This window comes from Mycetocola saprophilus (assembly GCF_000718085.1).
In the GTDB taxonomy this organism is placed as follows: domain Bacteria; phylum Actinomycetota; class Actinomycetes; order Actinomycetales; family Microbacteriaceae; genus Mycetocola; species Mycetocola saprophilus.
Genome location: NZ_JOEC01000001.1, coordinates 798,600 through 818,784 on the forward strand (window position 1 = coordinate 798,600; position 20,185 = coordinate 818,784).

Here is a 20,185-nt window from a genome sequence, read left to right on the forward strand (position 1 = left end):
CATGAAAGCAGAGTTTTCAATTTTGAACTTTGACGGCCAAACATTCAATCATGTATTGCGTCGGGTGCTGGTGGTTACCTGTGCGCTTACTGCATTAGTTGCGAGCTCAGTCACTTTACCTCCGACCTCCGCAATAGCAGCGGCCTCGACTGCTGTCTTGCCCCCAGATGCTCGTGTCGAAGGGCTCTGGTACCTGGATGCAATTGGGGTGCCGGCAGCTAGGACTAGCGGGTTGACGGGCAAGGGAGTTCGAATTGCCGTAGTGGACACCGGAATCAATCTAAATGCTTCTGAACTACGGGGAGCGAACATAAAGGTTCATGATGGATATTGTGTGAGCCAAGATACCGGAGCCCCTTTCCCCGGGAACTCTACGGACCCAAGCATTTCCGCTCATGGGACGAGCGTCACAGCTATGCTCGTGGGTAACGGGCAGGCTGTGGATGGCGGTAAAGGCACCGTGGGCGTCGTTCCTGATGCGCAAGTTGATTTTTACGCAGTGGGACCTTTGGTGACCGAAGACCAAAAACTAAACGGTTGGAATTCGGTTTGTCCTACTACGAAAGCGAAAGATGGAGCTTTTTCCGGCGATTCTTGGGAAGCGGCCTTCGCTGCAGCCGTGGCATCTGGTGCTGATATCGTTTCGGTCTCGCTTTCCGGACAACTCGTCACTTTCCGCGATCAACTCGCAAAAGCTGCAAGCCGAGGAGTTACTGTCGTGGCATCGATTCCAAATCCGGGAGACGCATCGGTTGGGGTTGGATCGTTTCCGGCAGCAGGTAACGGATCGGTAGCTGTTAACGCTGTCGGATCAGATTTGAAAATTATTGGTGAAAGTGCCAAGTCGGTGCCTGAGCTTCCCAACGCGCTAAACAGCATGGGCGTCACTGCACCCGGTGTCAACATTCTCTCGATCGGGACTGACGGGAAACCAAAGCTCGAGAGTGGCACTTCGGCTGCCGCACCCCTGGTCGCGGGAGTACTCGCTTTGGCATCAGAGAAGTTCCCCGATGCGTCCCAGAACCAACTGTTGCAAGCACTGATTCATTCAACTGATAACGGATCCAGAAATGGCAAGTTGTCCTGGGACCGATATTTTGGCTATGGCATTGTCTCTATTCCGGCGTTGTTGGAATCCAATCCGACATCGTATCCTGACGAAAACCCGTTGTTTGCGGATTCCCCCAGCGATCCACGTTGCAAGGCGGAGGACATGAAGCTACAGCCCAAATCTATGGATGACTGTGCATGGGCCAAAACTCCCACTACGGAGGAAGTTCGGTCGGCAGGATTGGCTTTGAACACTCCCGGGAGCTCAGTCGGAACTGAGTCACCAGAGGCCGAAAGCAATGACGTAGTGGTGATTGCCCTCGTTGTGACCGTTGGGGCTTTGTTGATCGCGGGGGCGGTGCTAGCAATGGTTTTGGCTTCACGTCGTAGGCACCGTCGTTCCGACGAACGCAATGTAAACGCACTCTAAAACACAACTCATCATTAGCAAATGCGAGAGCTTTCACAGACAACGTTCTATTAGGAAAGTAGTTCACATGTGTTGGCCGCGGTAATAGGGAGGAAAAGATAATGGTGGCAATGGGGGAATCCGAGAAAAGGCTTCGTGAACTGGCAACGGGGCGTGACTGGGCGGGACCGATTCTGGCCGATCTGAGGCGCGAGCTTTCTCAAGCACGCGAGGGCCTGATTGCGCGTGGCGCAGATTTGTTCGCTGGCTGGGATGGAGAAGCATCTGAAGCCGCACGGGCGGCGGCTTCTAGACTTGTCGATCGATTCGCGACCTTGGAACAGCAATGCTTGGAGATTGAACAGGTTGTTCGAAACGATAACCTAGCACGCCAGCACGACGCAGAAGTATCGCTAAGGCAGCTACCGTCTGGTGCGATCCCCGATCCGATGATTCGAGCTTTGCTTCAAGGCGCGTCAATTATTTCTCCGCTTGGCGGCGTCATCACGGCCGCGACCCAGGGCTTTTTTGCAAACCAGCTTGCCGAAGAACGCGAACGAATAGCTTCTGCGGCTCTTAGAAAAGTGGAAGGAAAGATTAGAGCAGCCGCTCAGGACCTAGGCCATAGGACAACGGACTTAGTTACTGTCAACGAAAAGTTTAATAAGGGTGATTTTGGTACTACAAATGATCCGCGGAACATCAGCAGCCCCTCCCGGTCGCGACCGTGGGGAGGAGCGGATGGTGGAAGCCAGAACAAAAACGAATCTTCCCAAACTTCGCGCGGCGGTGGTTCAGGAGCTGTCCCGGCCGCTGGTAATAATGTCAGACTTGGACCTGGGTCGGGAAACGAAGGGAGCACGGGGCTTCCCGAGCAAGGGGATCTGCCGTCACGGCCAGTGTATCCGACAATGCCGCCAGCTATAGGTGGGCCCGCAGCAGGCGTTTTACCCGGGAGCGCTGGTAACGGCGATGAACCAGCGCACGGGAATAACCTCGGACCTGGTGGCGGAGTAGGTGCCGGTCGTGGTCCCAGCCAAGACTCCAGCTTGAATGGAGTTGTGGGCGGTCCTGGTGTTGGTTTGCGTGGTGGCCTTGCTGGTGCAGTTGGTTTGGCTGCCGGTGCGAAGCTCGCTGGTGGTGGAAGCGGTGCTAGGCTCCTCAGGGCGTCCGGGCGGCAGTGGTTTGCTTGGTGGCGGTCAGGGAGCCGGTGGGACGAGTTCTGAGAAGAAGCGTTCAGGTTCTGGTGGGTATATCGCGCCCAAGCTTGAAGAAGAGGCGGAGCGGGGACCTGCGTCCCTTGCCTCGCGTGCGGGTAAGCGTGTGAAGAAACCGTCCGCAGATCAGTAGCATGATCGGCCGTCAACAGTCGTGTTTTTGGGCAAATGCGGGGCGTACTCGAGTCACCCAGTAGGGGGGATTTCTGCGAGGTGGTGCAGCACCGGAGCGGGGAGGTGTCGCGCGTTTAGGTTTTTGGGGGCAGGACGAGACGAGGAAGTTTCGTTCGGGTGCTCCAGGGGACTTTCGCCGTGATGCTGTTGATGCGCGGGAGTCGTGGGTTTGGGGTTCTGTATTTGCTCTGTATCGAAAGCTGATTTGGTCTTATTTCACTGGGCCGATCGTGAAAGGAAAAGACAATGTCTGATGGTCAAATCAGTTACGGTGACTACTCGGAAACAACGGCAAAGCTTCTCGCTGAATCTGTCAAGGACCTACCTGAAAATTCAGCAATTGTTGAAAATGTCGGAGTCCAAGTGGGAGGCGCAAAAAAATACAGGGCCGCAATGACATCTGTGCTCAAACAGCTAAGCAGCCAGGTGGATGAGCTTGTCAGTGATATTGACAAACTCTCTGCGAACGCTGCAGGTGCAATTAGTTCAATTCGTGACGCGGACGCTGCCGCAGAGGAGCAATACAAGCAATTCTTTGAGCAGATTATTGAAGCTGAAACAGTGATTCACGGTCAAAAACCCGGAAGTGCTGAGCCCGGAACAACATCAAACTCGGATGGAAAATGAACTCTATGAACAAGAAGTTCCGCAATTTTCGTTCAGCATCATTCAAAGGATTTGTGGCCGCTAGCGCATTCGCTGCGCTCATGTTGGGGAATGGGATGGCTGCGCAAGCGTCACCTCCCTCCGCACAAGACCGAGCTTTGGGACTTTGGTATGCAGATGCCCTTGATCTCCAAACGGTGCACGAATCTGGTCTCACTGGAAAAGGCGTTCGGATTGCGGTTGTGGATGACGGCATTAATCTTGATGCTGCAGAGCTACAGGGTGCGAACATAAAGGTTCATGGTGGCTATTGTCTCAACCAGGACTCAGGCAAGCCGTTTCCTTCCAATACGACGGACGCTACGATATCCCAGCACGGTACGAGCGTTGTTGCCATGCTTGTCGGTAACGGACGTGCCGCAGATGGTGGTCAAGGGACACTAGGCGTAGTACCTGATGCGCAAATAGATTTTTATGCTGCGGGGCCTGCTGTTTCTGAGGAGCAGGAATCAGCAGGGTGGAATAAGATCTGTCCTTCCAAAAAAGATTCAAGCGATGGCTCATTCACGGGTAGTGCTTGGAAGGATGCAACGAATGCGGCCGTAGAATCTGGTGCATCGTTGGTTTCTGTGTCATTGGCGGGATCTGTTATCACTTTTCAGGATGCGCTAATTCAGGCGGCGTCTCGGGGCGTTACTATCGTGGCTTCAGCGCTGAACCCTGGCGACGATTCAATCGGCGTTGGTGGTTTTCCCGCTGCAGGAAATGGAAGCATATCCGTAAACGCAGTCGGGCGAGATAACAATGTGATCGGCAAAAGCGACGGATTTGGAGGTGGACTTCAAGTAGGTAGCGGCAACATTGGTATCTCTGCGCCAGGAGTCAGGATTCTTTCAATTGGATCCGATTGGCAACCCGCGATCGAACATGGCACCTCATATGCAACCCCAATTGTGGCGGGCGCTTTGGCGTTGGCCTCCCAGAAATACCCTAAGGCCACACAGAATCAACTAATCAACTCGCTGATCAACACCACTAATGTCTCGGTTCAGTCTGGCACTCCAAGTTGGGACAGAGTATTCGGTTACGGAATCATTTCGCTGCCCACGCTCCTGAACAACGACCCGATGAACTATTCGGACGACAATCCTCTTTACGTGAAAGATCCCAGTGACCCACGTTGTAAAGGGCCGCGCGAAACTAAACAGCCGACGTCGATGGATAACTGCCAATGGGGAGATACCCCGACCTTGGCGGAGATTTCCGCAGCAAAACCTTCTTCAAGCGGTCTGCCTTCGGCAGCCCCGAATCATTCAGGAGAGAACAAACTACCAATTCTTTCGTGGATACTGTGGATCGGTGTTGCGGGTGTTTTGGTCATTGGCTTAGGTATAGCGGTACCTATTCTCATTGTGTCGCGTAAGCGGTCCAAACTGAGTAAGCAGCCACGCAATGCCGATTTCACTCACCCAGTACTTAGTCACGCGGAGCCTGTTAACCGGATGTTTGGTGCAGAAGCTCGTAAAAGCGCCCAGCCACCACACACTGATGATCGTGGTTCTATCCATGAAAAGGGGGCAGACAAATAATGTCGAATCAGGGGGAAGCGGAAAAAAAGGCTCAATGAGCTCGCTACGGGAAGAAGCTGGGCGGCTCCGACCCTTGAAGTGTTGCATCGAAAGCTAATTCAGGCACGCGAGAGATTGGTCGTACGGGGTCAGGATCTATTTGGATCATGGAATGGCGAATCGTCTGAAGCAGCGCGGGGGGCCGCATCTATTGCAGTTGACCGAATTGCTACGTTGGAGCAGCAGTGCCTTGAACTTGCTCGCGCTATTGACTCGGACGACGATTCACGGCGAGCAGAGGCCGAATTGGCTTTAAAGAAGTTACCGAAAGCTACCATCCCAGATCCCACTCTTCGTGCGGTACTCCAAGGGGCTACGGTTGTCAATCCGCTTGGCGGCGCTTTGCTTACAGCTGCCACCCTGGGTGTTTTCGGATCGCAGCTAGAACAGGCGCGAAACGATGCTGCGAAAAGGGCCCTTGCCGCGCTTGAGGCGAAAATCGAAAATGCCGCGGAAAGCTTGCTCAGCCAACGGACCGAGCATGTGACCCTAAACGAGAAGTTCGGCAAAGGTGACTTCGGCATGACTGAGAATCAACCACCTAACAGGGCACGTCCAGAACCAATCCCTTGGGGCGGCCGGGAACGAAGCGCAGGTCAGGGTGTTAACTTTGGCCCTGGTGCTGGAGACTTGCGTTCACCTCGTCGAGATGACAGCCCCGATTTCGGCAATGGTCGTGGAGGAGATCTGCCGGTAGGAGACGGCGGGCAAGGATCGACCGGCGGCCAAGTTGGCGTTGCTGATCCATCGCGTCCTGGGAAGTCGCCACTTCCTGGTGGCTCAGACGTTGGGTCTCTACCGGGAGTTGGAGGTGGCAATGGCCATGAAAACGGAAGCGATCTCGGGAACGGTGCCGTAGGTGGCGGCGACGGTCGTCGGCCAAGCCAAGACTCCAGCTTGAACGGAGTTGTGGGCGGTCCTGGTGTTGGTTTGCGTGGTGGCCTTGCTGGTGCAGTTGGTTTGGCTGCCGGTGCGAAGCTCGCTGGTGGTGGAAGCGGTGCTTGGTAGTGGTTTGCTTGGTGGCGGTCAGGGAGCCGGTGGGACGAGTTCTGAGAAGAAGCGTTCCGGTTCTGGTGGGTATATCGCGCCCAAGATTGAAGAAGAGGCGGAGCGGGGACCTGCGTCCCTTGCCTCGCGTGCGGGTAAGCGTGTGAAGAAACCGTCCGCAGATCAGTAGCATGATCGGCCGTCAATCGTTGTCCCAGGCGGACAGGTGGGTGCCCGAGTAACGCAGCCGTGAATACAAATCGTTGGTACGGGTCAGCATCGGGGATGTGCCGCGTGTTGAAGTTTTTGGGGCCGTCTCGAAACGAGGAAGTTTTCTCCGAGCGCCCCTAAAGGTTTATGTAATGGTGTGGCTGATGCTCGGGAGCCGTTGTGTTTAAGTTCCTTCTTGGCCCTGTATCGAATATTCACTTGGTCTTATCTTGCTAGGCCGATCGCGAAAGGAAAGGCAATGCCTGATGTTCAAATCAGTTATTGTGACTACTCGGAAACAACGGCAAAGCATCGTGGCGAGACGATTAAGGGCCTACCCAGACGAACTGCAACCATTGAGAGTGTGGGCGTGTCAGTAGGCCGCGCTCAGATGTATCGACGTGCAGTGGAGGATGGTCGTGTCCACCGGGTGACGATCGAGATCATATCGCTATCCAGATACGCGATTTCTCAGATCGTGCCGCGGGAGCAATCGCTGCGAGAAGCACAGCCGACGCGGTAGCAGAGGCGATAAACATGCGGTACTTTAACGAACTCGAAAAAGAAGCCTTGAGCGCCAAGGCTGAAGGTTCTCAAGATGATTCGGGTAGCGAAACGGGCTCAAAATGAAGCGTTCCAATGCAAACTTAGCCGCACACAGAATTCGTCGGCGCTTCCCCTCAGCTAAGGGATTTTCGGTGGCGATTGCTGTTGTTGCACTGACCCTCGCCTCTTCAGCTCCTGCGACTGCGGCGACGCTGTCTGAAAGCGAGCGAGGCGCGGGGCTGTGGTATGTAGATTCGTTGGGTATTTCTAGTGCCCATGCCGAGGGCCTCACAGGCAAAAGTGTGCGTATCGCTGTGGTAGATGACGGTATAAATCTCCAAGCTGCCGAACTACGTGGAGCGAAAATCAGGGTTCACGGAAACTATTGTCTTAACCAGGACACCGGAAAACCCTTTCCCGCGGATTCAACAGACGGCAACGTAGCGCAGCACGGAACCAGCGTGGTGGCGATGCTGGTGGGTAATGGCAAAGCCGCCGATGGTGGAAAGGGAACTCTCGGGATCGTTCCTGACGCTGAAATTGATTTTTATGCGACTGGACCCGTCGTTACCAAGGAACAACAGGATTCAGGGTGGGAAAAGGTTTGCCCATCGGGCCGAGACAAGGCGGATGGATCGTGGGTTGGTGATGCTTGGGAAGACGCCATGAACGATGCGGTCAAGTCTGGAGCATCGATTGTGTCGGTTTCGCTCGCTGGTTCAGCAATTTCATTCAGAGATGGGCTTGTATATGCAGCGGCTCATGGTGTGACTGTAGTTGCTTCAGCAAGGAACCCAGGAAATGATTCGATCGGAGTCGGCGGATATCCGGCGGCGGGGAACGGGACTGTCTCGGTTAACGCAGTTGGCCCTGACAACAAGGTGATTGGCAGAAGCGTCGACTTTGAGCACGCTACTCAGCTGGGTAGCGCGAATATGGGAGTCAGCGCACCCGGTGTTCGAATTCTCTCGATCGGCCGCGATTGGGCCCCGAAAATAGAGAACGGTACGTCATACGCAACGCCATTGACTGCGGGTGTTCTTGCATTGGCCGCAGAAAAATACCCAAAGGCAACACAAAATCAAATACTTCAATCGTTGGTTAGCACAACCGATGCTTCACTCAGAGATGGCACGCCATCGTGGGACCCTGAACTTGGTTTCGGGATCGTGTCGCTGCCACAGCTACTTGAACGGGACCCAGGTGGACTTCAGGACCTAAACCCACTTTTCGTGTCTAAGCCCAGCGACAGTCGTTGTTTAGGGCCTCGTGACTCTGAACAGCCAACTACGATGAAGGACTGCTACTGGGCGCAGCTTCCCACAGCCGAGCAAGTCGCTGAGGCGGCCTCGAAACCAAGTGCGACGGGTGAGCCATCGGAACCTGGCACTTCAGAGCCAAGTGCGCCCCCCGTTTTCATGATTATTGGTCTACTTCTGGGTGGACTGATAGTTATTGCCGCGGGCGTTTTTATCCCTATCGCCGTGACCAAAAAGAGTCGAAGTGGCCGGCAAAAAGCATTTGCCGGTGAGGCGCGGACTTCGGATGGCTCGACATCTGAAGTGCCATTTGCGCGCCAACATCCGACGAACTTCAACTTGCCAAATCTGGACCGCCAGAATCCCCCAAAGCCTAATGGCGATGAACCGCGAGGACCCGTTATCAAATGATTATCGCTGAGCGCCAGCAACGGTCATATAGGTAATGAATGGACGTGACCCTAATGAGCTGCCAGGGAGACGACGAAAAACGTTCACGAGTGCCTATTGGGGGTTCAAATTTGGCGGCGTTAAGGCTCGGGGATAAACGCCACTTCGCCGACAACCGATCCGCGAATGGGCGAGTTGTGGTATGAGAATACAAGGTATTGTGTTTCTACCGCGGGCAATGAGGCCGTTCCGATGATTGCTGTCAGGCATTACAGCAAGGTGGTCGGGCAGAGCGCTGGTTGTGACAGCGCAGAAATATCCAAAGGCGACGCATAATCAGCTATTGCAGTCGATGATTAACACCACGGATAAGTCTCTTCGTGATGGAGGGTTGTCTTGGGAGAGTGATCTGGGTTTCGGTATCGTGTCATTGCCCGAAATGTTGAGTCGGGACCCTTTGGGGTATCCGGATGATAATCCTCTATTTGTGAAGGATCCGAGCGATCCTCGCTGTAAGGGGCCGCGCGCATCGACCCAGCCGACGACTATGGATGACTGCGCGTGGGCTCAGATTCCAACTCTCGAGGAGGTGAGAGATGCGAGTGCCGCGATTCGTCCATCTTCGAATCCGCCGGGATCAAGTTCGGTTGAGGTAGGGACCCAGTTCCCTTGGCTATTTGTTGGTTCAGGTTTTGGGGCTTTGCTGGTTGTTGCTGCCGGAATTCTGATCCCCGTGTTTGTCTTGCGCAACCGCAGGGGAAAAGCAGACGTTGCAGGCACCAGTCAGGTGGGGCATCTGAATTATCCCGGTCACGCACCTTCGCAGGCGCGGCAGAGCCCACCTGGAACGCAGCACAATTCTGTGGTCGGAAACCTCTCTCAAACTTCTCAAGGTTGGGGACCTCCAAACCAAGGAGGAGAACATGTCCAGGGTGACGGCCGCCAGAATGCAACGCATGAAGAAGAGCGCAATACGTGAGGTGAGCGCTAATGTCTCAGCAGAGGGAAGGCAAAAAGTAACTTGTGGAACTTGCGGCTGGGAGGAGTTGGGCAGCGCCGATCCTTGCTACTGGTTGATGTGATCACAACCTCTGATTCACGGGGTTCAGAAAGCGACACGGGGCTGTCGACGAAGGAACATGCCGAGCGTCGGGAAGCTCCCGAGACGGCTTCAAAAGCATTCTCACGTCTCTGTTCATGATCCGATTTATTGAATGATTGTTCAGCGCACAACGATTTTCGCAATTTACAGGCCTTGAGACGGGCTCCGCTCAAACCGAAGACATCGACGCTGGTGGTGTGGCCGGGTCTGGGCGCTCGGGCTTGAATCACTTTCGTTGGTGGTTGAAAACCTTGCCGGTGCGTCAACCGGGAGCGCGTGATGGAGGTGGGAGCGGCTTCTGGTAATTGCATCTATTCACTGGCCGCGCGCAAAGGACTTACTTGTGCGGCGTTAATTGCTTTTTGCGTTGTAGTTGGTGAGGGTGCGCGAATGGACCTCGCCGCGGTCTGGGCGTTGCCGAGTATATGGGCCATATGGTTTTGCGGTGCGGTGCGGTGCGGTGCGGTGTGCGGTGCGGCTGGGCGTTGTGGGTGGCTCCAATACAGCTGTTATTTGGTGTGCAATCGGGGTATCTGATGTGAAATTTGCAATCTTGGTGGCGCAATTCTGTGTCGTAAAGAGGGTAGGCTAGCGGGGTACGCATACGTGCGTTCACATCTCAGTTGTCATCGTGGGGCGATGGATGAGGTGTTCGGAAAGTGCGAATTTCGTGCCGCCCGGGGGGAGCTTTCTGAGGGATTCGGAAATGAATGGTTGGTTCTCCCTCCCCATTCACACCGTGGAGTTCGCTGGTCGAACGACGCGAGAACGATCCCAGCAATTTGGAGGAGTAGCGATGGCAAGCGACAAGATCGTTGTAGTACCGCAAACCCTGATGGAAGCCGAACAGTACCAGGGCGACTTCGCCCGGGCGCTCGAGGCCAACTACGGCTACTTGCAGAAGCACTGTCGTCTCGATGGCGCATTTGGGGTGCTCATGTTGCCGATGCAGCAGTACCACAATCAGGCTCGTGACCTCATCCTCAAGAACTTTGAAAGCTTGAAGAAGGTCGCCGTCGCTAGCCAGGAGGGTCTGCGCCAGGCCCTCAACGATTACAGCGAGCACGAGCGCCAGGTAGTCGACGGCGTCAATAAGCTCGGCTATGAAATCAACGGCGATTTTTCCGGAAATACTGGAACGCAGATTTTTGGGCCGGTGACCATCAACGGTAACGGCAATTCCATCGGCGGCTCGGCCGGGGGCAGCAGCAGCGCCGACGGGGGATACTCCGGGGGCAGCACTGGTGGCGGCTACGGCCCCGGCGGTTCGGGTGGCGGTGCAGGTTCCGGTGGTTCGGGAGCAGGTGGTTCGGGCGGGAACGGCGGCAGCGGTGGTTCGGGCGGTGCCGGCGGCTCAGGTGGTGGTGCGCCCTATACGCCCCCGGTGGTCGATCAGACCCTTCCCGATTTCCCCGATGCTCCCACCCCGCCCGTGCTCGGCGGAGGCTCCGGAGGCGCTGGTGGCGATGGGGGAGCCGGCGGTAGTGGTGGAGCCGGTGGAAATGCGGGCTCCGGAGGTAGCGGTGGAGCAGGCGGCGATGGTGGTGCCGGTGGAACCGGTGGAACCGGTGGCGTGGGCGGCCGCGACGACATTGTCACGCTGCCGGATGACAGGGTGATCCCGGTGGATCCCACACATCCCGAGGGACCCGGTGGGCAGGGAGGCCATGGATCGGTTGTTCCTCCCGTCGAAGGCGCCCTCCCCGGCAACCCCGACGCAGGCCTGCCTCCGAACTGGGATGAGATCGTAGCCAAGGACCCGCTGGGACGTACCGACGCGGAACTGCGCGAGCTGTGGCGCAACCGCGAGTCAATCGTCATCATCGCGCCGGGTTCGTCTCAGATCGGATTCGGCTATCCCGATGAGGTGAACGTCAACGTGAACGTTGTATCCAACGTTCACGTCAATCTCAACCTCGACAGCCTCCTGCGCGAGGCCATTGGCAGTACCGAACGGAGCAACGCATGAGCTCGATCACCCCGGTAGCAGACCCCGCCTCGGTCCTGACCGAACCCACGGTCTCCAAGGAATCACTCGATCGCGTCATGAAGGCCCGAGGTAACTCGATCTTCGGACAGTTCGATAACGTCTCGCGTCAACTCTTCAACTTCAGTCCGCTGGACGAGTGGGTGTTTAACCCGTTCATCGGAGACTGGCAGAGCATGGACCGGGCCTCAACCGCCTGGAGCAACACCGCGACCGCGCTGGACATGTTCGGACAGAATGCGCAGCACCTGACCGAGGTTGTCGGCGCGGATTGGGAGGGCCAAGGGTACCAGGCGTTCAAATCCTCCCAGGAAAAGTTCGCCGAGAAACTCCCTCCGCTGGCCCAGCAGTGCCGCAACGCCGCCGAGCTCAACACCGAATTCGTGAACTTTGCATCCGAGGTCGCCGGGCTCATTCTGGACATCCTGGATATTCTCGCGCAAAAGCTCATTCGGATGTCCGCCGAGGCCTCGGTGCCGATCGCCGGTTGGGTCGCCGCCGGCATCGAAATCGCCGACCTCGTGGCCAAGGTGTGCGACTGGTCGGTACGCGTTCTCGACCTGATCAACAGCGTGGTCCGCATCACCCAGGCCTACATCGCGATCATGACCGGATTCCAAAACTCGCTCGGCGCAATCAGCTCGCTGCTGGATACCTGGTCGAGCGTGGCCTCCGGCGTGGGGTCCGTTGCCAGCCTTGCCGGTGATGTGCTCAAGATGGCACCCACAAAACCCGCCTCGAAAAAGCCCGCACCGACCGGGTAACGGCCGCGTCAGAATCCGAACGCGCGAAGCGGCGCGAGTAACTCGATGAAAGGACCATCATGAGCGATGACTTTGCCAGCACCATAGAAAACATTCGACAGCAGACCGCCGCTATCAGGAGCGAGCGTGATGCCCTGCGCAAGGAAATCGAAGCCGAGCGTGAGGCCAACGCCGAGCTCAAGGAGAAGCTGGTGGCCGCGCGACGTTCCGGGGAACTCGGATCCGAGTGGCGAGTACTGCAGCAGCGTATCGATATCTTCCAGACCACCGAAGACGATATCTACAACGGCATCGACCTCTCGCCCGAAGCCCGCTCGGTGCGTAGGACCATGGGTGAATACTATGGACGCGCGCAGCAGGAGATGCAGGAGGGGGATGGGAGCGAGGAACTGCTCGCGTCAAACGCCAGACTCGACCGGGAGCGCGAGAAACTCGTCGAGACCCTGCGGGACCTCCTATCCTAGGCTGACTGCTGACTGCTGACTGCTGACTGCTGACTGCTGACTGCTGACTGCTGACTGCTGACTGCTGACTGCTGAACCTTCACCCCCGCAACACAGTGCCATCCATGGGCCCCACGGGGCACCGGAAAGAAAGAACCGAATGACCGAGTCCACCAAGGCTGCCCCCGCGCTGCGGCGAATTGCCGTGCGCGATGCGGACCGCCGGCACGACCTGGTGATCCCACTGGGACAAACACTGGCCCACGCGCTCTCGGTATTTGGATCCGACCCCGTATCCGGAGGGCGCGTGTTCGGGCCCGGGGGCGAGGAGGTTGCCGTGCGCACTCCGGTCGCGGACCTGCGCGAGGGCGGCCTGTACACGATCGCTCGCGAGCGGCCGGTGAGTGCCAGAGAACGTCGCCTCGCCGCCGTACCCGACGGATTTACCCGGGTGGGGCCATGGTGGGTATTGCTGGGGTGCAGCATCCTGGTGGGTATCATCTCGACCGGGCTGGACCGATTTCGCCTGACCGGCGCGCTCCTGCTGGGAATCGGAGCAATCCTGGGGGTCTTCATCGCCCAGCTGCGCCCCGAGCACGGCGAACGAGGTCGACTGGGCATTTCCTTTTATACCCCCGTCGCCCTTGCGGTGATCGCCGCCCTGATCGGGGTTCCCCAGACCTTTGCCGGGTCCGCCCAGTTGGCCATCGCCGCCGCCGCGGCCGCGGCCGCCCTGATCTGTGCGCTCACCATGGTGATCAACACCGATACCCCGCGGCGGGCCGCCGCATCCGCCCTGGTGGTGGTTTTTGCCGGGCTGGCGGTGCTCTGGGGCCTCAGCATCCTGGCGGGCTACGGTGTCTCCCAGGCTGCCCTGGTCACCCTCGGATTCATTCCGCTCCTGCTGCGTGCCCTGCCCAGCGCGCTCTTCACCGTGGACGAGGGCTACCAGATCGACTTCGGCAGATTCATGACCGCCCGCTGGACCGTTCGCGGAAAGGTGCCCGAGTATCGACCCACGGTTGAGGTTCCCGAGGTCGAGGGCGTGGTTGCCGAAGCCCTCGCCCGACTACGCGCGCTGACCCTGGTCTTCTCGATTATTGCCGCTCTCTGTTTCCCGGCCATCGCCGAACCGTTGCTGTCGGATGCGGCGATTCAGCGCTGGGCAGCCCTCGCGCTGCTCGCGTTCCTGCCGCTGTCACTGCTGCTGGGGGGAAGGCGGGTGTCCGGTGCGGCGCAGCGGACGCCTCCACGCATCGCGGTGATGGTGGGTATCATCCTGGTTTCGGTTCCGGTCATGGCCAGGCTGACCGGCATGATCGAGCTGGGAGTCGCGGTGGGTCTGCTGGTGGGTGCGCTGCTTGCGGCCGCGGTCATCGTGCCATTTTCGCGAAACGTGCGCTCACTGGGATGGTCGCGCACGGGCGACATCGTCGAGAGCTTCGCGCTGGCCTTTTCCCCGGTGGCGGCCCTCCTGGCCGCCGGCACGCTCACCCTGTTGCAGGGAGCGCTGTCGTGATGAGATTTGCCCACCACACCCCGCCCTACACCCCGGTAGCACCGCCTCCGGTTGACTGCATGCCCACCCCGCCACAAGGAGTGTTCCCCCGATGAGTGTTTCAAACACTTCGCAGACCCGCCGTCGTGGCGGGGGTACCACCGAGCAGACTCGGCCTCAGCAGGGTGCCGCGCCGGTCCGCTCCCGCGAGCGGGGTACAAACCCCGAGCCCAAGTTGACCGGCGATGCCCGCCTCGATGCCGCCCTACGTGCCTCCCGCGCCTGGGCTCATACCGCATCGGTGGGTAAGCGGCTTCTCGCCTACACGATCGACGTTGCGGTTGTCCTCATCCTGGCCGCGGTTGCCGGAGTCCTCACCCGCAGCCCGCTCGTGGGTGCGGTGGTCGCGCTGGAACTGGGAATCGTGCAGTGTGTGATCGAGGCTCGGACCGGACTCACGGCGGGTAACGCCTGCCTGCGACTGCGCACGGTTCGTGACGATGCGCCGCGATCGCCGGGTATCCGTGCCGCCGCGGTACGTGGCCTCATCATGCTCGGCGGATTCCTTGTGGGCGGAATCGGCGGCTGGCTGATGGTGGCCACCGCCGGTCTGGATCCTCGCCGCGCCGGCCGTAGCTGGGCCGATCGGGTGGGGCACACCCTGGTGGTGGCGGTCCCTTCCCGCGCCGAACTCGAATACCGCGCCAGCGCCCCGCGTGACAGCTGGGAGCAGCCCGTTCGTCCGGCCGCGACCACCCCGCCGCCCGGAATCGCCCCCGCACAGGGAACCAACCTTCTCCAGAACCAGCCGGCCGCCGCCACGATCCAGGATGCCTCGGGTGCCGTAGCTTTGGGTGCTGTCGCCTCGGGTGCCGTGGCGTCAGGTGCCGGTGCCCCGCGGCCGGTAGCCTCGGGTGCCGTGCCTCCGCGGGCTGTCCCGGCCCCTCCTCGGGCCGGCGCGCAACCGGAAACGGCCGTGCGGGCCGCCGAGTCGCCGTCGCCTGCTCCCATGGGTGCACCCGCTGTTTCGGCCCCCATCGTCTCGACCCGCGGCGATCGGACCCCCGCGGCTACTCCGCCCGAGGCGGCTGCATCACGCGGTGTGGTGTCTCCGCCGCCGCGGCCCGATGCGCGTGACGCGGTGCCGCCGGCGTCCACTCAGGGTGCCCCGCCGGTGTCCGAGCGGCGCGCCTCCGCCGGTCGCCGCTCGGCAAACGGTGTGGCCGCTCCGACCCCGATCACCCTGCCCTCCACCCAGGGTGTGCCGGTGCCGGATTCCGCGGCGATCGAACGCGATGCCGCGATCCGCGCCTCCGCTTCCCATGCGTCACCGGCACCCGGTACCGCGCGTTTGAATGTGGCCCCCGTGACTCCGGATACCCCGGCAGCGGCGGCCGCTGCTCCGCCGCAGCCCGGCCCCGAGCCGACGACACCGGAAGCGTCTGCCCCGGCGGAGCCCGCCGTCCGCGAACCCGCCGACCCGCCCTCGGGCGTGGTGGCGGTGGGCAACCCGGTGCCGCGCGCCCGCATCCCGCGGCCCCGCGAGGGCGAGCTGCTGCTGGTGTTTGACACCGGTCAGCGAGTACAACTCCCGATCCCCGTGGTCGCCGTGCTCGGACGAAAGCCCGATCGCACCTCCGATCAGGATCAGATCGTGGCGATTGGCGACCCCGAGGGCACCGTCTCCAAGACCCACCTCAAGGTCGAATATCAGCGGGGGAGTGTCTGGGTCACCGACCTCGGCTCAACCAACGGCACCCACATCATCGACGACGACGGAGACGATGCGCAGCTGCCGGCCGGTGGCCGGGCCCTGGTTGCCCAGGGTGCCCGCGTACGCATCGGAAACCGCGTCTTTACACTGTCAACAATCATCGCTGGAGGATCGGATGAATAGCCGTCTCGCCCCGCCCCGGGTCCCGACCGGATCCATCTCGGTTCAGGCTCCGCCGGAGATGGAGCCCTCCGATGGGGGCTCCAGTATCCTGACCTCGATGATGCCGATGCTCGGCAGCGTCGGCGCGATCATCATGGTGAGTATCTCTAATGCCGGGCCCACCGGATTCCTCACCGGGGGCATGGTGCTGCTCTCTTCGCTGGGCTTCGTGTTTGTTAACGGGTGGCGTCAGCGCTCCCAGCGGGCCGCGGCCACCCTAACCAGCCGGCGCGAATACCTCGCATACCTAACCGAACTGCGCACCACCGTCCGCTCGGCCGCCAAGGCTCAGCGACAGGAACGTAACTGGCGCTATCCCGAACCCTCCGTGCTGCCCTTCCTGGCGGAGGAGGGGACGCGGGTGTGGGAACGCGACCCCTCGGCCTCGGACTTTCTCTCGGTGCGCATCGGCACCAACGATCAGCCGCTGTGCATGACCCTGGAACCGCCGGAACTACCCCCGGTGGCCCAGCTGGACCCGGTATCCACCACCGCCGCGCACCGCTTTATCCTGACCCACGAAACCCAGCGTGCCCTGCCCAGCTCGATCGAGCTGTCGGCGTTTTCCTCGGTGCAGCTGGTTGGGGACGACGAGGACCGCATCCGCGGGCTGGCACGGGCGATGATTGCCCACATCGCCACGTTTGAGGCACCCGAAAACGTGCAGATCGTGATTGTCGCCGATCCCGAAAGTCTCCCGCTCTGGGAGTGGGCCAAGTGGCTGCCGCACACCCGATCCACCCGGGCGACCGACGCGCTCGGCGCGGCGCGGATGATCTCCTCGGATGTCAACGCCCTAACCGCGATGATGCCCGCCGACGTGCGTGAGCGCTCGCGATTCAGCCCCGATTCGACATCGAGCGAGCAGCCGCATCTGATCGTGGTGGTGGACGGTGCCACGGTTCCCCCCACCGACCCCGTATTTGTGGGCGGGCTGCAGGGCGTGACCGTGATCGACCTCCCCGCAAGCTGGGACTCCAATGAGGATCCCAACGTTGCCCGACTCATGGTGGAGGGGGATACCACCCACGTGCTCGCCGGGGTCCTCCAGCACAGCTCGGTTCACCAGGATGCGCTGAGTATCGTCGAGGCCGAAGCCCTCGCCCGCCGGCTCTCCCCGCTGGCGCAGTCCGAGGAGCAGGGCGGCGGCGCGGTGGGCACACGCACCTCGAACCGTCAGCTTGAACTCATCGAGCTGCTCAACATGCCCGACGTTCGCGACATGGACCTGGAGTCGGCCTGGGCCTTGCGCCCGGAGCGGGACCGCCTGCGCGTCCCGATCGGTCAGGACACCACCGGTGCGCCGCTGGTCCTGGATATCAAGGAGTCCGCCAAGCAGGGGATGGGTCCGCACGGCATCATGATTGGTGCCACCGGTTCGGGTAAATCCGAGGTGCTTCGCACGCTGGTGCTCTCCCTGGCGCTGACGCACTCGCCCGATGAGCTGAACTTTGTGTTGGTCGACTTCAAGGGTGGTGCCACGTTCGCCGGAATGGCGGACATGCCCCACGTCTCGGCGATCATCACCAACCTGGGGGATGAGATCAGCCTGGTTGATCGATTCCAGGATGCGCTGACCGGCGAGGTGGTGCGCCGCCAGGAGCTGCTGCGTGCCACCGGCCCGTTTGCCAACGTGACCGAGTATGAAAAGGCTCGCCGCTCGGATCGTCCCGAGCTGGCACCGCTCCCGGCCCTGATGATCGTCGCCGACGAGTTCTCCGAGCTGCTCAGCGCCAAGCCGGAGTTTGTCGAGTCGTTTGTGAACATCGGTCGGGTGGGGCGTTCGCTTCACGTGCACATGCTGCTCGCGTCCCAGCGGCTCGAGGAACACCGCCTCAAGGGCCTTGATACCTACCTGTCCTACCGGATCGGTCTGCGCACCTTCTCGGCCGCCGAGTCGCGCAGCGTGCTCGGTGTGCCCGATGCGTACCATCTGCCCAGCGAACCCGGTGGTGGATACCTCAAGGCAAACACCGACGAGATGGTGCAGTTCCGCGCCGCGTATGTCTCGGGGCCGCCGCGCACCAAGATGCGGGGAATCAGCAGTCGCGCCGCCGCCGAGACGATCGATGCGCCGGTGCGCATCAGCGCGTTTACCGCGGCCCCCGTGCTGCGGGACGAGCCCGAGATTGCCGAGGAGGTCGAGATCGAGCAGCCGGTGAATCCGGCCGAACCCGCCGAGAAGCGCAGCACGTTCGATCTGGCGGTATCAAAGATGTCCGAGAGTGGCATGAGCGCCCACCAGGTGTGGTTGCCGCCGCTGGAGATTCCGCCGACCCTCGATGAGCTCTTCGGGGAGCTCGTGGTGAGCTACGAGCTGGGGCTGCATTCGCCCGCCTGGCGCCGTGCGATTCCGCTGACGGTACCGCTGGGTCTGGTCGATGTGCCGCTCGAGCAGCGCCGCGACACCCTCACCGTGGACCTCTCCGGTGCCGCCGGTCACGTGGCCATCGTGGGTGGTCCGCTCTCCGGTAAGAGCACCCTGGCCCGCACCCTGGTCACCGCGCTTTCGCTGCGGCATACGCCGCATGAGGTGCAGTTCTTTGTGCTCGATTTCGGTGGCAGCTTCGCCGGAATGCGTCATCTCCCGCACCTTGCGGGTCTGGCGACCCGGACCGAATCGGATATCGTGCGCCGCTCGGTGGCCGAGGTCACCGCCCTGCTGGATGCGCGCGAGGCCTACTTCCGCGCCAACGGGATCGACTCGATCGCCACCTACCGGACCCGCCGCGCCGCGGGTACCGCGGATGATGGCTATGGCGACATTTTCCTGATTATCGACGGCATCGGCACCATCCGCAGCGACTACGAGTCCCTCGAAGCCCCGATTCAGCTCATCGCCGCGCGCGGGCTCAGCTATGGGGTGCACGTGGTGATCACCGCCGGACGGTGGATGGAGGTGCGCCCGAACCTTAAGGACCTGCTGGGCACGCGACTCGAGCTCAAACTCGGTGACCCGGTGGACTCCGAGGTCAACCGAAAGGCCGCCGGCAACGTGACCCCCGGTCGCCCGGGCCGAGGCCTGGCACCCAGCACGCTGCAGATGCTCACCGCGCTGCCACGCATCGACGCCGACCCCGACTCGGGTTCACTGAGCCAGGGCGTGGATGACCTGGTGAATAAGACCTCGTCGGCCTGGGTTCGCGAGCCCGGTCCCAAGCTGCGCTTGCTCCCCGAGGAGTTGCCGCTGGCGCAGGTCCTGTCCGACGAGCAGGCCAATCTCGAACAGCTGCAGCTGGGTATCGATGAGTCCACCCTGTCGCCGTTTGGCATTGACCCGCGTACCGAGGCACACCTGTTCCTCTACGGCGACTCCGGATCGGGGAAGTCGACCATGCTGCGCGGCTATATCCACGAGATCATGCGTCGCTATGCGCCGGGGGAGGCGCGGATCTTCATGATCGACTACCGCCGTGCCAACCTCGGCGAGATTCCCGCCGAATACCTGGGCGCGTATATGACCGGACACGAGCAGACCACCGACTCGATCGCGCAGCTGGTGGACTTCTTCCGCAGCAGGCTCCCCGGGCCCGACGTGACCGCCGAGCAGTTGCGCACCCGCAGCTGGTGGAGCGGGGCCGAGGGCTTCGTGCTGATCGACGACTACGATCTGGTCGCCACCTCCCAGGGCAACCCGGCCGCGCCGCTCTCCCAGCTGCTTGCCCAGGCGGCGGATGTGGGGCTGCACGTGGTGGTCACCCGACGCTCCGGTGGTGCCTCGCGCGCGGCCTACGACCCCGTGCTGCAGGGCATGACCGACCTCGGCGTCACCGGCATCCTGCTGAGCGGTAATCCCGAGGAGGGTCAGCTGATCGGCAAGGTTAAGGCCATGCCCTCGGTGCCCGGACGTGCGCAGGTTGTCAGCCGCGAGCGGGGACACTTCATCGCGCAGCTGGTGCATACACCGAGCATTCACGAGGATCCCGCCGCCCCGGGTGCCTAGCCGCCCATGCCGGAACCCCCGGACCGAACGGTCCGG

The 20,185-nt window shown here is 60.6% G+C and carries 11 protein-coding genes; all 11 read left to right on the top strand.

From position 1 onward, the window contains the following. Position 1: 1 nt before the first annotated feature. The 11 genes from IE92_RS17700 (at position 2) to IE92_RS0103635 (ending at position 20,149) form a co-directional block, all read left to right on the top strand. Positions 2 to 1,480: a S8 family peptidase gene (locus IE92_RS17700; protein WP_081864085.1), complete on the top strand. Its 1,479-nt coding sequence runs from the start codon at positions 2 to 4 to the stop codon at positions 1,478 to 1,480. A 1,616-nt stretch (positions 1,481 to 3,096) separates the two neighbouring features. Next, the gene (locus IE92_RS18145) at positions 3,097 to 3,477 is read left to right on the top strand and encodes a hypothetical protein (RefSeq protein ID WP_156027381.1); all 381 of its coding nucleotides are present in this window, start codon (positions 3,097 to 3,099) and stop codon (positions 3,475 to 3,477) included. Positions 3,478 to 3,482: 5 nt separating this feature from the next. Next, positions 3,483 to 5,045, top strand: coding sequence for a S8 family peptidase (locus IE92_RS17705; RefSeq protein ID WP_162178481.1), 1,563 nt, complete (start codon positions 3,483 to 3,485; stop codon positions 5,043 to 5,045). A gap of 1,934 nt (positions 5,046 to 6,979) precedes the next feature. Next, entirely contained in the window at positions 6,980 to 8,497 is a 1,518-nt protein-coding gene (locus tag IE92_RS17710) for a S8 family peptidase (protein ID WP_162178482.1), read from the top strand. A gap of 280 nt (positions 8,498 to 8,777) precedes the next feature. Further along, a complete protein-coding gene (locus IE92_RS18150; protein WP_156027382.1) occupies positions 8,778 to 9,455 on the top strand; it encodes a hypothetical protein in 678 nt (225 codons plus the stop codon). Between the two features lie 919 nt (positions 9,456 to 10,374). Continuing rightward, the gene (locus tag IE92_RS18155) at positions 10,375 to 11,547 is read left to right on the top strand and encodes a hypothetical protein (RefSeq protein ID WP_030143507.1); all 1,173 of its coding nucleotides are present in this window, start codon (positions 10,375 to 10,377) and stop codon (positions 11,545 to 11,547) included. Next, positions 11,544 to 12,329 carry a hypothetical protein gene (locus IE92_RS0103615; RefSeq protein ID WP_030143508.1) on the top strand — a complete coding sequence of 262 codons (786 nt, stop codon included), beginning with the start codon at positions 11,544 to 11,546 and terminating at the stop codon, positions 12,327 to 12,329. The genes IE92_RS18155 and IE92_RS0103615 overlap by 4 nt, the downstream gene beginning before the upstream one ends. Before the next feature lie 59 nt (positions 12,330 to 12,388). After that, positions 12,389 to 12,793, top strand: coding sequence for a hypothetical protein (locus tag IE92_RS0103620; RefSeq protein WP_030143509.1), 405 nt, complete (start codon positions 12,389 to 12,391; stop codon positions 12,791 to 12,793). Positions 12,794 to 12,932: 139 nt separating this feature from the next. Continuing rightward, positions 12,933 to 14,291 carry a hypothetical protein gene (locus IE92_RS0103625; RefSeq protein WP_030143510.1) on the top strand — a complete coding sequence of 453 codons (1,359 nt, stop codon included), beginning with the start codon at positions 12,933 to 12,935 and terminating at the stop codon, positions 14,289 to 14,291. 91 nt (positions 14,292 to 14,382) lie between these two features. Further along, positions 14,383 to 16,167, top strand: a complete 1,785-nt coding sequence (locus tag IE92_RS0103630; protein ID WP_030143511.1) for an RDD family protein — start codon at positions 14,383 to 14,385, stop codon at positions 16,165 to 16,167. Next, positions 16,160 to 20,149 (top strand): type VII secretion protein EccC, encoded by a 3,990-nt coding sequence (locus IE92_RS0103635; RefSeq protein WP_043322004.1) that lies wholly within the window; start codon positions 16,160 to 16,162, stop codon positions 20,147 to 20,149. Before IE92_RS0103630 ends, IE92_RS0103635 begins: the two co-directional genes overlap by 8 nt. Positions 20,150 to 20,185 lie beyond the last annotated feature (36 nt).